The organism is Pseudoalteromonas amylolytica (assembly GCF_001854605.1).
GTDB lineage: Bacteria > Pseudomonadota > Gammaproteobacteria > Enterobacterales > Alteromonadaceae > Pseudoalteromonas > Pseudoalteromonas amylolytica.
Genome location: NZ_MKJU01000025.1, coordinates 379,852 through 394,869 on the forward strand (window position 1 = coordinate 379,852; position 15,018 = coordinate 394,869).

Below are 15,018 nucleotides of genomic sequence, written 5' to 3' on the forward strand. Positions count from 1 at the left end.
TCTTTTAGCCCAATTGAATTGATGTAAGAGAGCATATTATGTTTAAAGGTGGAATGGGTAACATGATGAAGCAAGCGCAGCAAATGCAAGAGCGCATGCAAAAAGCCCAAGAAGACATTAAAAGTTTAGAAGTAACAGGTGAAGCAGGCGCAGGCTTAGTAAAAGTGACTATGCTAGGTAGCCACAATGTACGTCGTGTTGAAATTGACGAAAGTCTAATGGAAGATGACAAAGACATGATTGAAGACCTACTAGCCGCGGCATGTAACGATGCAGTGCGCCGCGTTGCTGAAGAGTCTGAAAAGAAAATGGCAGAAGTTACAGGCGGTATGCAATTACCACCAGGCTTCAAAATGCCGTTCTAATTAAGAACCCCATAAAAATAGCGCTTTCAGGCGCTATTTTTATGATTGAAGTTTAGGGATACCAAATAGATACCAAGAGCTACTAATAAAAAAGCCCAAATTATTTAATTTGGGCTTTGTGTCTGTACTCAATATTGACTATCAGAGTAATGCTAAATTGGCGGCAACTTTATTTATCTCATCACGGCCTTCATCAATCCATTTTCCATAGATGATAAGGATCATACCCCAATCAGCATGTCCCATTTGTTTGGCAAGCCATACATGGTTAGCTTCAGCCTTTAGCATACGACTTGCGTATGTATGTCGTAGTTGATACGGAGGTCGGTGCGTTAATTTAGCTTTTTTTAACCAGTTAGCCCATTGTTTTGGAGCAGTTGTTAGTTCTGGACGCTTAAATGGTTTGTCTTCGCGGCTCAGAAAAACACGACGGCGCGTTACAGTTTTGGTTTTACCATGCTTAAGGTGTATTATTTCATCAATAGCTTGTACTGAATAAGATCGCTTCTTTTGCTCAATCAATAACTCTACCGTTGCAGGCAAGAGTTCTACTGTGCGTTTGCCTGATCTTGTCTTAGGTGTTTTCAATTTTCCTTTTCGGTCTAGATTAAACTTAATATCTATGTGGCCTGTTAAGTTACCTTCGTCAAGAAAAACATCCTCCCATGCAAGCGCTTTCATTTCGCCTGGGCGTAAGCCAGTCAAGGCTAAAAACTCAATCATCACTTTTGTTTGAGGTACATGTACAACATTCAAAAGTGCCGATAGCTCTTCTTTAGTAAAGGGCAATACATCTTCGTCAAGCTTTTCATCAGATACAAGCTTAGGCACCTTAACAAACGGATTGTATTCGATTATTGCATCTTCCACTGCCAATTCTAGGATTCGACGCAGTGTTTGGCAGTATTCAATTACAGTTGGAACAGCTAAATTTTTAGCGGAACTTTTTCTGGCATTATTTAGTTGCTTGTGTGTTAATTCTTTGACGTCGAGGTCTACCAGTTTGTTCTTGGTTACCCATGTTTTGCAACTTTTAAACTTCGATTTAAGAGATTCGATCAGGTCGGCATAGTTTTCCTCTTCGTACATGTCGAAAATAGAACCAACGGTGAAGACTTTAACTCTTTCGGCTTTGACTGAGTTCGGGAAATGCGTGGCCCAAAAATTTTTTGGGTCAATTCGATACGCACCATTTGCGATATCACGCTTGATAGCACTTAATGTAGAAATAGCTGTCTCAAGGTTGTCTTCACACGCCGTTTATGAATAATTTTTAAAAAACCTTTTTCGCATTGACAATCAGACGGTGTTTATTTTTGAGCGCCGCCCGGACTTTTTTGATAAAACCCAATACAATGAATTTGATAACGTAAAGCTCACGTATGTTAAGTCACAAAAGGTGTGGAAGATTTACTGGCTGCGGCAAAACCTAAAATGGCATGGCTACGAGCCAGAGCCAACGGCGAATACCATTGAACGTGCACTTGAGGTGGTTATGAACGATGAGTTTGGCTGCTTTTGGGGTTAGATCCTGACCTTTGTCAGGATGACGGGTTTCTTTACGGCTGTATGTTAAGGAATGATAGAGCTTGTGTACTCTCAGATATGATTGTGGTACTTTTCGGAATATTAATAAACGCATGTTAGGTGAATCCTAACAAGCCAATTAGAAAACAATATTTTATGCAATTATCACCGAGTTTAACCGCGCTTATTGAAGCACTAAGATGTCTGCCTGGCATTGGCCCTAAATCAGCACAGCGCATTGCGTTTCATCTGCTTGAGAGAGACCGAGATGGCGGTACGCAACTTGGTGGGTGTTTGACTAAGGCGATGCAAGTTATTGGTCATTGTGAGTCGTGTCGAACGTTTTCTGAGTCTGCGCAATGTGATATTTGTCAGAGTGTTAAACGCCAAGATAGCCGTCTACTGTGTATTGTTGAGTCGCCAACGGACGTGCTGGCGATTGAGCAAACTGGTCAATATCAGGGGTTGTACTTTGTTTTGATGGGTCATTTGTCGCCCATTGATGGTATTGGACCAAAAGAAATTGGTTTAGATTTGTTGGAACAAAAGCTATCGCAAGGCAATATTGATGAAGTGATCTTAGCCACCAATCCGACGGTTGAAGGGGAGGCAACGGCGCATTTTATTGGTGAGCTTTGTCATAAGTATCAGGTTGAAGCGTCCAGAATTGCGCACGGTATGCCAGTGGGTGGTGAGCTGGATCTCGTTGATGGCATGACGCTGATGCATGCATTTTCTGGCAGGCGCTCACTCGGTTCATGATGTTGGATAGAACCGAGCGGTAAGTAATGACATCATTAGCACCTGCAGTGCTGCCGCAACTTATCGCTAAGCAGTTACGAGCTGCCTATGAAAACAATATCCTAGCAGCCAATGGAAATAAGCGTGAAATAGCACGCTAAATAAAACTAACTAACGTGCTTTGACGCTAAACACCTCGATGAGCAAGATTACGATTTAGATGCCTTTTTGAAGTGCTAGAATGCATTACAAATTACGCAAGCGCCTACTTTTTTAATAAAAATTTATTGTCTCCCCTTGAAGTCAAAAAACTCCACCCCATATCCTTTGACATATTAACACTGCATCTATTGGTTATACCGGAGAGAACAATGACCGCAGCTCAAAAAGAAACATTAGGCTTTCAAACAGAAGTCAAACAACTATTAAACCTAATGATCCATTCTTTGTACTCAAACAAAGAGATCTTTTTACGTGAACTGGTGTCAAACGCATCTGACGCAGCAGATAAACTACGCTTTTTAGCTTTATCAAATGGTAACTTGTACGAAGGCGACGCAGAACTTCGCGTACGCGTTAGCGTAGACAAAGACGCCAATACCATCACCATTTCTGATAATGGTATTGGTATGACACGCGATGAGGTGATCAGCTCACTGGGTACTATCGCAAAATCGGGTACCGCTGAGTTTTTCCAAAACCTGACAGGCGACCAAGCCAAAGACTCACAGCTAATCGGTCAATTTGGTGTTGGTTTCTATTCAGCATTTATTGTTGCCGATGCGGTTACCGTCGTTACCCGTAAAGCCGGTGAAAAGAGCGCCGTAGAATGGCACTCTAAAGGAGAAGGCGAGTACACGCTTGCTGAGGTTGAAAAGCAAGGCCGTGGTACGGATATCATTCTTCATCTTCGTGACGATGAGAAAGAATTCCTAGATGACTTTAGATTACGTGGCATCGTTACCAAATACTCAGATCACATTTCAATTCCTGTTGAAATGTATAAAGCGCCAGTGCCAGAGTCAGAGGGCCCTGATGGCGAGAAGATTGAAGGCAAGCCTGGCGAGTGGGAAGCGATTAACCGCGCAACTGCACTTTGGACACGTGATAAGTCTGAAATCAGCGACGAAGAATATAAAGAGTTCTATAAGCATGTTGGTCATGATTGGGAAGAGCCTCTAACATGGGCGCACAACAAAGTTGAAGGTAAAACTGAATACACCAGCTTATTGTACATTCCGAAAAAAGCGCCATTTGACTTATGGAATCGTGAACGTCAAAGTGGTTTAAAGCTTTACGTACAACGCGTATTCATTATGGATGACGCTGAGCAGTTTATGCCGAGCTACCTACGTTTTGTGAAAGGTCTATTAGATTCAAACGATCTACCATTGAACGTATCGCGTGAAATTTTGCAAGACAATAAGATCACCCAAGCTATTCGTAAGGGTTGTACATCACGTGTGCTAAAAATGTTAGAACGTATGGGTAAAAACAAGCCAGAAGAGTATCAAACTTTCTGGAATGAGTTTGGCCAAGTACTTAAAGAAGGTCCAGCGGAAGACTCTGCCAATAAAGAGACTGTTGCAAAATTACTGCGCTTTAGCTCAACACATACAGATGAAAGTACTCAGAATGTGTCATTAGAGCAATACATTGAGCGTATGAAAGAAGGTCAGGACAAGATCTACTATGTGGTAGCTGACAGCTTTGAAGCGGCGAAGAATTCTCCTCACCTCGAAATCTTCCGCAAGAAAGGCATTGAAGTGCTATTGCTTTCAGATCGAGTAGATGAGTGGATGATGAGCCACCTGACAGAGTTTGCTGAAAAACCACTACAGTCAATTACACGTGGCGACCTAGACTTAGGTGAACTGGATGACGAAGAAACCAAAAAGGCTCAAGAAGAAAGTGAAAAAGAAGTTGAGGGCTTAATTGATCGCGTGAAAGGTGTACTTGGTGACAAGGTTAAAGAAGTACGCTTTACGCACCGCTTAACTGATTCACCAGCATGTGTTGTTGCAGACGATCATGATATGAGCTCACAAATGCAAAAACTCATGGAGTCAGTAGGGCAGGCAGTACCAGAAGCTAAACCTGTGTTCGAGCTTAACCCTGAGCATCAGCTTGTTAAACATTTAAATGTGGAACAAGACGAAGATAAATTTGCACAGTGGTCAGAAGTGTTGTTAGATCAGGCACTACTTGCAGAGCGTGGTAGCCTAAAAGATCCAGCAGGATTCGTAACACGCTTGAACAAATTGATGCTTGAAATGAGTAAATAAGCTCAAGTTCTAAATTTAAAAGGGCCCTTAGCGGCCCTTTTTTGCATTTATATGACTATTAAGGTAGGCAATTAGTATAAGTCGCTTGAGAATCTTGGACGCATGTGAAAAAATTTAGCCAACTTCAAATAAACTCCGAAAACGAGGAACATAATTATGCGCATTATCCTTTTAGGCGCGCCGGGTGCAGGTAAAGGCACTCAAGCACAGTTTTTAATGGACAAATATGGTATTCCGCAAATCTCTACTGGCGACATGTTACGTGCTGCTATCAAAGAGGGAACACCACTTGGCCTAGAAGCTAAAAAAGTGATGGATGCAGGTCAGTTGGTTTCTGATGAAATCATCATCGGCCTAGTAAAAGAGCGTATCGCTAAAGAAGATTGTGCAAAAGGTTTCTTGCTTGACGGTTTCCCTCGTACTATTCCTCAAGCTGATGCGATGAAAGAAAATGGTATCAGCATCGACCATGTTATTGAGTTTGATGTTGCTGACGAAATCATCGTTGAGCGCATGGGCGGACGCCGTGTTCACCCAGGCTCAGGACGTGTTTACCACGTAGTTTACAACCCACCAAAGGTTGAAGGTAAAGACGATGTGACGGGCGAAGACTTGATCATTCGTGATGATGACGTTGAAGAAACAGTTCGTAAGCGTCTTGGTATCTATCACGACCAAACAAAGCCGTTAGTTTCATACTATCAGGCTGAAGCTGATGCAGGTAACACGCAATACCACAAACTTGATGGTACACAGGCAGTTGACGCTGTAAGCCAGCAGTTAGCACAATTGTTAGGGTAATTGTAGATTACAAAAAAATGCCAGTCAGTGACTGGCATTTTTTATGACTGGATATTTTACAACAGCTGTTTTATAGCGCTTTTAGTGCCGCTAAAGTCTGGTCGTAATTTGGCTCGGTAGCCAAGTTTTCAACCAATTGTTTGTACACTATTTTGTGCTCCTTGTTCAGCACGAAAACAGCACGACTCAACAATCCCATATCTTTTATATACAAACCGTAGTTTTTACCAAAGTCATGCCAAACTGAATCTGAGAGTGTTTGTATTTTGTCTATGCCTTCAGTTTGGCAAAAACGTTTTTGTGCAAAAGGCAGGTCGGCGCTGATGGTTAGCATGACTACATCACCAAATTCGCCAGCAACTTTTTCATTAAAATGTTTGGTTTGTAAACTACATATGCCGGTGTCTAAACTTGGTACCACACTAATTAAAACAGCTTTATCTTTGAAGTCTGTTAATGTAACTGGAACAAACGAACCATCAACAACCTTAAAATCAGGGGCTTGTTGGCCTACTTTTACGCCATTACCTAATAAAGTTACAGGTTTGCCATTCGCGTTAACCTTGCCATTATCTATTTGATTTTCTTTAAAATCTGTTGCAAAAATTTGCGCTGAAAACAATGCTGTAGCCAGTATGATTGCTTTATGCATAAACAAGTCCTAAGTCAGTTATCGTAATCATGAAGAGTGTATTATACTGTTAGCTATGAACCAAGCCTACGGTAGGAATAACGTTGTAAATCAAGGCTGATTTTATTAACATGTGCCGTAAAAATAAGCGGTATTCAAATACAGAATACCTATAATAATAAATGCAACCACTTAATAACATCTCATTAATATTGTGGTTTGTCAATGTAAGAGAGCTTTTATGTCAACATTGGTCTTAATATGTGATGACTCAAAACTGGCGCGCAGACAGCTAGCACGCTCGTTGCCAAGTGATTGGGACATAAAAGTCGAATTTGCAGAGCATGGTATTGATTGTATTGAAAAAATTAAAAAATACTCACCAGAAATTCTTTTCCTAGACTTGAACATGCCACAAATGGATGGCTATGGCGTTCTGCAAGCAATCAATGAACAAGGTTTAAGTGTACTCACCGTCGTGGTTTCTGGAGACATTCAGCCAAACGCACATCAGCGAGTTATTGAGCTTGGTGCAATAGACTTTATTCGCAAACCTTGTGATGCAGCTAAGCTCGTGGAGATCATAGAACATCATGGTATTCGTGACAGAGCGATTAGAGAAAGCTTGGTCCATAAACTGGGGGAGCAGCTAGAGCCCGAGATCAGAGACATATATCAAGAGCTGACAAACGTGGCAATGGGGCAAGCGGGGGACTTGCTTGCGCGTTTATTGAATGTGTTTGTAGAGTTACCAATTCCTAATGTCAACGTGTTAGAAGTAAGCGAGTTACATATGGCACTGCAAGCCATTGATGCTAATGCCAGTACATCGGGTGTATGCCAAGGGTTTATTGGTGGTGGTGTTTCTGGTGAAGCGCTTCTTTTGTTAAACGACTCTAGTTTTAAAGAAGTCGCATCGCTTATGAACTATCAAGGTGAGCTAAACGATAAGGTAGAATTAGAGCTGTTGATGGATATTAGCAATATCTTGATCGGTGCTATTTTAACTGGTTTATCAAAACAACTGGATATGTCTTTTAGTCAGGGGCACCCTGTAGTTTTAGGGCAACATTGCGATGTATCTGACTTAGTTAAGGCAAATAAGAGCCGATGGCAAAGAACGTTAGCGATAGAGATCAGTTATGGTATAGAAAACCATAATATTAACTGTGACCTGATGTTGCTGTTTACAGAAGATTCACTGAAAACCCTAAAATATAAAGTCGCCTATTTATTAGAAGATTAAAACTATGCCTGCTGCTGATTTTGAAATGAATGAAATACACTGGTTAATGGATATGTTCAATACCGTTGACATTGGCCTAGTGGTGCTAGACAGAGAGTATAGAGTATGTGTTTGGAATGGTTTTATGGAAAACCATTCAGGGCTATTGCCCAGTGCAGTAAAAGATAAAGATATTTTTGATATTTTTCCAAGTATTGATGAAAAATGGTTTCGCTCTAAAGCTGAGTCGGTCTTTGTTCTGAAGAATCGCTCATTCACTATCTGGGAGCAGCAGCCTTATATCTTCCGTTTTAAAAACTATCGCCCAATTACTGGGAAAGCGGATTACATGTATCAAAACTCTACCATTATTCCATTATCAATGGTGACGGGCGAAGTAGGGCACATATGCATCATTATTTATGATGTCACCGATGAGGCGATGAACAAGATTGAGCTTGAAAAGGCTAACCATGAACTGGAGCGTATTAGTCGAACCGACAGTTTGACACAGCTGGCCAACCGAGGTTATTGGGAAGCTGGATTACGTAATGAGTTTCTACGACTAAAGCGTAGTAATGGTTGTAGCTCATTATTGATGTTTGATATTGACCATTTTAAAACGGTAAATGATGAATATGGTCACAGTGGTGGTGATGAGGCGATAAGGCATATCTCTGATCTATTAAAGAAAACGTTACGTGAAACGGATACCGCGGGCAGATATGGTGGTGAAGAGTTCGCAGTAACTTTGGTGGATACGGATGCCGAGGGGGCTAAAGTATTTGCAGAGCGCTTGCGAAATTTAATAGAAAAGTCATCCATTTTTTATGACGAACAGCAAATAAAGATCACGGTGAGCGTGGGCTTTGCCACTTATAGCCCAAAATTTAATAAGCATGAACAATGGATTGAAGCCGCTGACATGGCTTTATATCACTCAAAAGAGTCTGGTCGAAACCAAGTTACTCAATATACGCCAGAGTTGAAAAAAGACACCAGTAAGGCGAGTAAAGCAAATTAAGTAACACAAGCTCGCTTGTGTTACTTAAATAAGTGACTAATCTTCTTCTTCCTCAACAACGGGACATTGTGCAATGACTTGTACTTCCCCATTTTCGTTGGCTTGTTCAAGCCGTACAGCAAAGCCCCAAAGCCTGTAGAGGTGTTTTAAAACTTCTGCTTTTGACTCCGCAAGCGGAATGCCATTTTGTGGAACATACCTTAGGGTCAGGGAACGGTCCCCTCTAACATCCACGTCATACACTTGAATATTCGGCTCGTTGTTACTTAGATTGTACTGTGCGGACAGTGATGCTCTCACTTTTTGATAGCCTTCATCGTTATGAATAGCACCCACTTCTAGGTGCGGGTTTGCTTGTTTATCGATAATGGTGAATAACTTGAAATCTCTAATTAGCTTTGGAGATAAAAATTGACTGATAAAGCTTTCATCTTTGAAGTTTTCCATTGCAAAATGCAGCGTATCTAACCAGTTGCTTCCAGCAAATTCGGGGAACCAGTATTTATCTTCATCGGTTGGGTTTTCGCAGATGCGACGAATATCTACCATCATGTTAAAGCCAAGCGCGTAAGGGTTTATACCGGAGTAAAACTTGCTGTTGTATGGAGGCTGATACACAACGTTAGTATGGCTTTGTAGAAACTCCAACATAAAGGCATCTGACACTTTTCCTTCATCGTAGAGGTGATTCAAAATTGTATAATGCCAGAACGTAGCCCAGCCCTCATTCATTACTTGGGTTTGTCTTTGTGGGTAAAAGTACTGGGATATTTTGCGCACAATGCGAATGACTTCACGCTGCCATGATTCTAATAAAGGGGCATTTTTCTCAATAAAGTAAAGAATATTTTCTTGTGGCTCACTGGGAAAACGCACTTTCTTCATGCGTTCTTCCTGCTGGCTCACTGGAATGGTACGCCAAAGTTCGTTTACTTGTGATTGCAGATAGTCTTCACGCTCTTTTTGACGTTTTTGCTCTTCGTACATTGAAATTTGCTGGGGGCGTTTGTATCGATCAACGCCGTAGTTCATCAATGCGTGGCATGAGTCCAACAAGTTTTCTACTTCATCGATGCCATGCTTTTCTTCACATTCGGCGATGTAATTCTTCGCAAAGACTAGGTAGTCAATGATAGATGATGCGTCAGTCCACGTTTTAAATAGATAATTCCCCTTAAAAAATGAATTATGTCCGTAGCACGCATGTGCCATTACAAGTGCTTGCATCGGAAGAGTGTTCTCCTCCATCAAATAGGCTATACATGGATCTGAGTTAATAACGATTTCATAAGCTAACCCCATTTGTCCGCGCTTATAATTTTGTTCGGTTGCAATAAACTTTTTACCAAATGACCAGTGACTATAGCCAATTGGCATGCCAACGCTCGAATACGCATCCATCATTTGCTCAGCGGTGATCACTTCTATTTGATTTGGGTATGTATCCAACCTGTAATGTTCTGCGACACGGGCAATTTCAACTTGATATTCATTCAGCAGATCAAAGGTCCAATCAGGCCCATCATTCATTGGCTTATAACTCATAAGCTTCCTCCAATGTGGCTAAGCTGCGCCTTGTTGTTGACGGTTTTTCTTGAACAGCTCTCTAAAGATGGGATAAATATCCTCCACGGTGCGAATGTGCTGCATTGCGAAGTTATCGTGAGTATTAGCAATTGCTTGATACTCCCGCCATAAACTCTGATGTGCGCGGGTAGTGATCTCAATATAGGCATAGTACCTCACAACCTTGAGTAATTTATTGGTCATAATATCCGTACAATGAGGAGAGTCATCTGCCCAATTGTCACCATCCGAAGCTTGTGCAGCGTAAATATTCCAGTCGCCTTGAGAGTAGCGCTCTTTGACAATCTCATCCATCAACTTCAAAGCACTAGAAACAATTGTTCCACCAGTTTCTTGCGAGTAGAAAAACTCCTGCTCATCAACCTCTTTGGCTTGAGTATGGTGTCTGATGTACACCACTTCAATATCTTTGTAAGTGCGTGTAAGAAACTGATACAGCAAAATATAAAAGCGCTTTGCCATGTCTTTTGTTGCTTGGTCCATCGACCCAGACACATCCATCAAACAGAACATTACCGCTTTGCTTGTAGGGTGAGGGCGTTTTTCATAATTTCTAAACCGTAAATCGTAGTTGTCTATAAAAGGGACCGCTGCGATTTTTTGCTTTAGATCAGCCATTTCCGCTTCAAGCTCAGTAATTTTTTGTTGAGGTGGTACAGGTTCGTTTAGTAGAGCCTGTAGCTCTTCTTCAGCATCTGCCAGACGTCTACGTTTACTCGCAGACATGGCAACTCTACGTGCGAGCGACCCGCGTAGTGAGCGCACTATATCTAAGTTACTTGGCATCCCATCGTTACAAAAACCAGCACGATGCGTTTTCATTTGTACTAGCTTATCTAGCTGACTTTGTTTTAAGTTTGGTAGCTCCAAATCCTCAAATAGTAGGTCCAGATATTCATCTTTGGAGATAGAAAACACAAAATCATCTTCGCCTTCACCTTGGTCGCTGGCATCGCCTTGGCCTGCGCCCCCTCCTTGACCCGAAGGGGGACGTTGGATCTTGTCACCAGTACTAAATTGATCATTGCCTGGGTGGATCCGCTCACGGTCTCCACCTTTACCTTGATGAAAAATAGGTTCACTGATGTCTCGTTGTGGTATAGAGATACTCTCACCGCTACTTGTATCAGTAACACTGCGTTTATTGATAGCATCCGACACGGCTTCTTTTATCTGTTTTTTATAACGTCTAATGAAACGTTGTCGGTTTAGGGTACTCTTGTTTTTACCGTTCAGGCGACGGTCTATAAAATGCGCCATAAATCACCCTCTCAGTTTCTAATCGTCTTACTGTGATTTCCTAACTCTTAGATACCATTCAGAGAGTAATCGTACTTGCTTCTGGGTATAGCCTTTTTCAACCATGCGGTTTACGAAGTCCTCATGTTTCTTCTGATCTTCAGCCGAAGTTTTAGCGTTGAACGAAATAACAGGAAGCAGCTCTTCGGTATTAGAGAACATTTTCTTCTCTATAACGGTACGTAGCTTCTCGTAGCTGGTCCAAACAGGGTTTTGCCCATTATGGTGTGCACGAGCACGTAGAACAAAATTAACTATCTCATTACGGAAGTCTTTAGGGTTAGAGATCCCAGCAGGTTTCTCAATTTTTTCAAGTTCAGCATTTAAGGCTGCTCTATCAAACAACTGGCCGGTATCGGGGTCTCTGTATTCCTGATCTTGGATCCAGAAATCAGCATAAGTAACATAGCGGTCAAAAATGTTTTGGCCATATTCAGAGTAAGATTCTAGATAAGCGGTTTGTAGCTCTTTACCTATAAACTCAACATATTGAGGAATGAGATAGCCCTTAAGGTGGCTTAAGTAGCGCTCCTGTAATTCGGCACTGAATTGCTCACGTTCAATTTGCTGTTCTAGTACATAAAACAAATGTACGGGGTTTGCAGCAACCTCTGCGTGATCAAAGTTGAATACGCGAGAGAGGATCTTAAACGCGAAACGGGTAGATAGCCCAGTCATACCTTCATCAACACCCGCATAGTCGCGATACTCCTGATAGGATTTTGCTTTAGGATCTGTGTCTTTTAAGCTTTCTCCATCATATACTCTCATTTTTGAGTAGATGCTTGAGTTTTCAGGTTCTTTAATTCGGGACAGTGAAACAAACTTTGCTAAAGTCTCAAGCGTTCCTGGAGCACATGGAGCAAGCGCCAGTTCGCTATTTTCTATGAGTTTGTTATAAATCTTAACTTCCTCAGAGACACGCAAACAGTAAGGTACTTTGACAATATAAACACGGTCTAAGAACGCTTCATTGTTTTTGTTATTCTTAAAGGTCTGCCATTCAGACTCGTTTGAGTGCGCCAAAATCATGCCACTGAAGGGGAGTGCTGAAATCCCTTCGGTTCCGTTGTAATTGCCTTCTTGAGTGGCTGTAAGCAACGGGTGAAGCACTTTGATTGGTGCTTTAAACATTTCGACGAACTCCATTAAGCCTTGGTTTGCAAGACACAAAGCACCCGAATACGAATAAGCATCTGGGTCATTTTGAGCATAGTGCTCAAGCTTTCTGATATCTACCTTACCTACAAGGGCCGAAATATCCTGATTATTTTCATCGCCAGGCTCTGTTTTAGCGATAGCAATCTGGTCCAAAATAGATGGATAGCGCTTAACCACTCTGAACTTGCTAATATCGCCGTTAAATTCATGTAGCCTTTTTGCCGCCCATGGTGACATCACTGTTTTTAGGTAGCGGGGTTTAATACCATATTCTTTTTCTAGTAGTTCAGCATCTTCAATTGGGTTAAATAAGGAAAGTGGATGATCATTTACAGGCGAGCCCTTGATTGCGTATATAGGTACTTGTTGCATCAAGTATTTTAGCTTTTCAGCAATGGATGACTTACCACCACCAACGGGGCCTAGCAAATAGAGTACCTGCTTACATTCTTCAAGCCCTTGGGCGGCGTGTTTTAAATAAGACACAATTTGCTCTATCGCGTCTTCCATTCCGTAGAATTCGCTAAAAGCAGGATAGCGTGCAATCACGCGGTTAGAGAAAATCCGGCTAAGGCGTGCATCGCTTGCAGTGTCGATCATTTCAGGTTGACCAATGGCCATCAATAAGCGTTCAGGAGCACTTGCATAGGCCGATTTATCTTCTTTACAGATCTCTAGAAACTCGGCGATACTGTACTCTTCTTCTTGTGCTGCTTCGTATCTGGCTTGGTAGTGTTCAAATATCGTCATAACGACCTCCAATAACCTGCTTACATAAAAAAAGCTGTTTTATCTACAAAGGAAAAGGTTATCTTAAGCTTAGTCTTGATATTTGAAATTTGCCTAAAAATTCCAAATATTTAATGCATTTGTGTGCGGAAAACGAGGAAATAAAAAAGGCACTGAAAGTGCCTTTTATTGCAATAATTCTATTGCCGAATAAGTCGTAATTGTTAAGCTAGGTTGCTGTTCGCAAATTCCCAGTTAACTAATGCCCAGAAACCTTTCAGGTAGTCAGGACGAACATTGCGGTAGTCGATATAATACGCGTGTTCCCAAAGGTCAACAGTTAGGATTGGTGTTACGCCTGCTTCTGTAAGCGGTGTTGCAGCGTTTGAAGTGTTCACGATATCTAGTGAACCATCTGCTAGTTGTACTAACCAAGTCCAGCTTGAACCGAAATTGTTTACGGCTTTGTCGTTGAACGCTTCTTGGAATGCTGCAAATGAGCCCCATTTAGCGTTGATTAGCTCTGCTACTTTACCAGCCGGCTCGCCACCACCGTTTGGTGATAGGCTGTGCCAGTAGAATGTGTGGTTCCAGATTTGCGCAGCGTTGTTAAATACTCCACCTTCTGAACTACATACCACTTCTTCTAAAGTTTTGTTAGCGAATTCAGTGCCTTCAACTAATCCGTTTAGTTTAACAACGTAAGTGTTGTGGTGCTTACCGTGGTGAAACTCTAAAGTTTCTTGTGAAATGTGAGGCTCAAGCGCATCGATTGCATAAGGTAGTGACGGTAGTTCAAATGCCATGTTAATCTCCATTTTGTTGTTTGAATGCCAAATCAGAATACCAAACATAGCGTAGATAACTGCTCTGTTCTATACGAATTGGCATTATAGTGATACTATAATTCCCGAGTATTTTACTCAAGTTTTGGCAAACAGCAATGGCGTTGCCTTAATACTAATCGTAAATGTGGTCTTAATGGTGATATTTCAAGCACGCATTACTATCACAGACCAAAACGCTATCGTCACTTTGAGGTTAAAGATGGAAACCATTGATAAAATTAAACAGCAAATTTCTGAAAACCCGATTCTTCTTTATATGAAAGGCTCTCCAAAATTACCTAACTGTGGTTTTTCGTCACAAGCTGCGCAAGCATTAATGGCATGTGGCGAGCAATTTGCGTATGTTGATATCCTTCTTAACCCAGATATCCGCGCTGAATTACCACATTACGCTAATTGGCCAACCTTTCCACAACTATGGGTTGAAGGTGAGCTGATTGGTGGCTGCGACATTATCATTGAAATGTTTCAACGTGGTGAGTTACAGCCACTAATTCAAGAAACAGCAGCAAAATATAAGACTGAAGAGTCTAGTTCGGCTGAGTAAGCCACTGCAATCAGAGCAATTCACTTTGAGCCCAACTAAAAGTTGGGCTTTTTTGTACCTAGCATGCAAGTAACTCTTAAGTATTGAATGAAAGTTGACGTCAACGTTAACTTTACCTTCTGATAATTTCCCTTCATTGCGAGTGCCAACTCGATGTGATCAAAAAGCCTGTTGAATAATATGCACAGCATTGCTAAAACGACGCTTAGTAAGCAAGGGTTATGTGAATATTTATTCATCATTTAACT

14 protein-coding genes are annotated in these 15,018 nt (G+C 41.5%); 8 read left to right on the plus strand and 6 right to left on the minus strand.

Annotation, left to right across the window (positions count from 1 at the left end; genetic code table 11):
- The first annotated feature begins 38 nt into the window (after positions 1–38).
- Positions 39–365 (plus strand): YbaB/EbfC family nucleoid-associated protein, encoded by a 327-nt coding sequence (locus tag BET10_RS08215; RefSeq protein ID WP_070984834.1) that lies wholly within the window; start codon positions 39–41, stop codon positions 363–365.
- A 141-nt stretch (positions 366–506) separates the two neighbouring features.
- Here the strand turns inward: BET10_RS08215 and BET10_RS08220 are convergent, their stop codons facing one another.
- A complete protein-coding gene (locus BET10_RS08220) occupies positions 507–1,454 on the minus strand; it encodes a site-specific integrase (RefSeq protein ID WP_070984837.1) in 948 nt (315 codons plus the stop codon).
- Positions 1,455–1,656: 202 nt separating this feature from the next.
- Between BET10_RS08220 and BET10_RS08225 the strand changes: the two genes are divergently transcribed.
- The 4 genes from BET10_RS08225 to adk all read left to right on the plus strand — a co-directional run bounded on the left by BET10_RS08225 (position 1,657) and on the right by adk (position 5,719).
- The gene (locus BET10_RS08225; RefSeq protein ID WP_083330473.1) at positions 1,657–1,893 is read left to right on the plus strand and encodes a DUF3024 domain-containing protein; all 237 of its coding nucleotides are present in this window, start codon (positions 1,657–1,659) and stop codon (positions 1,891–1,893) included.
- Between the two features lie 155 nt (positions 1,894–2,048).
- Positions 2,049–2,654, plus strand: coding sequence for a recombination mediator RecR (gene recR, locus BET10_RS08230; protein WP_070984841.1), 606 nt, complete (start codon positions 2,049–2,051; stop codon positions 2,652–2,654).
- Positions 2,655–3,004: 350 nt separating this feature from the next.
- Positions 3,005–4,918, plus strand: coding sequence for a molecular chaperone HtpG (gene htpG, locus BET10_RS08235; protein ID WP_070984843.1), 1,914 nt, complete (start codon positions 3,005–3,007; stop codon positions 4,916–4,918).
- A 156-nt stretch (positions 4,919–5,074) separates the two neighbouring features.
- Positions 5,075–5,719, plus strand: a complete 645-nt coding sequence (gene adk, locus BET10_RS08240) for an adenylate kinase (RefSeq protein WP_070984846.1) — start codon at positions 5,075–5,077, stop codon at positions 5,717–5,719.
- Between the two features lie 70 nt (positions 5,720–5,789).
- Here adk and tpx read toward each other — a convergent pair whose 3' ends face one another.
- Positions 5,790–6,371: a thiol peroxidase gene (gene tpx, locus BET10_RS08245; protein ID WP_070984849.1), complete on the minus strand. Its 582-nt coding sequence runs from the start codon at positions 6,369–6,371 to the stop codon at positions 5,790–5,792.
- A 220-nt stretch (positions 6,372–6,591) separates the two neighbouring features.
- On the opposite strand from tpx, the gene BET10_RS08250 reads away from it, so the two are divergent.
- Both BET10_RS08250 and BET10_RS08255 read left to right on the plus strand, forming a co-directional pair.
- Positions 6,592–7,596, plus strand: a complete 1,005-nt coding sequence (locus tag BET10_RS08250; protein WP_070984852.1) for a response regulator — start codon at positions 6,592–6,594, stop codon at positions 7,594–7,596.
- 4 nt (positions 7,597–7,600) lie between these two features.
- Entirely contained in the window at positions 7,601–8,599 is a 999-nt protein-coding gene (locus BET10_RS08255; RefSeq protein WP_070984855.1) for a sensor domain-containing diguanylate cyclase, read from the plus strand.
- 36 nt (positions 8,600–8,635) lie between these two features.
- Here the strand turns inward: BET10_RS08255 and BET10_RS08260 are convergent, their stop codons facing one another.
- From BET10_RS08260 to BET10_RS08275, 4 genes are all read right to left on the minus strand, one after another.
- Positions 8,636–10,144, minus strand: a complete 1,509-nt coding sequence (locus tag BET10_RS08260; RefSeq protein WP_070984858.1) for a SpoVR family protein — start codon at positions 10,142–10,144, stop codon at positions 8,636–8,638.
- Positions 10,145–10,162: 18 nt separating this feature from the next.
- Complete coding sequence (locus tag BET10_RS08265) at positions 10,163–11,446, minus strand: YeaH/YhbH family protein (protein ID WP_070984860.1); 1,284 nt, start codon at positions 11,444–11,446, stop codon at positions 10,163–10,165.
- A 27-nt stretch (positions 11,447–11,473) separates the two neighbouring features.
- Positions 11,474–13,396, minus strand: coding sequence for a PrkA family serine protein kinase (locus BET10_RS08270; protein ID WP_070984862.1), 1,923 nt, complete (start codon positions 13,394–13,396; stop codon positions 11,474–11,476).
- 203 nt (positions 13,397–13,599) lie between these two features.
- A complete protein-coding gene (locus tag BET10_RS08275) occupies positions 13,600–14,181 on the minus strand; it encodes a Fe-Mn family superoxide dismutase (RefSeq protein WP_070984864.1) in 582 nt (193 codons plus the stop codon).
- Positions 14,182–14,422: 241 nt separating this feature from the next.
- On the opposite strand from BET10_RS08275, the gene BET10_RS08280 reads away from it, so the two are divergent.
- Positions 14,423–14,770 (plus strand): Grx4 family monothiol glutaredoxin, encoded by a 348-nt coding sequence (locus tag BET10_RS08280; RefSeq protein ID WP_070985589.1) that lies wholly within the window; start codon positions 14,423–14,425, stop codon positions 14,768–14,770.
- Positions 14,771–15,018 lie beyond the last annotated feature (248 nt).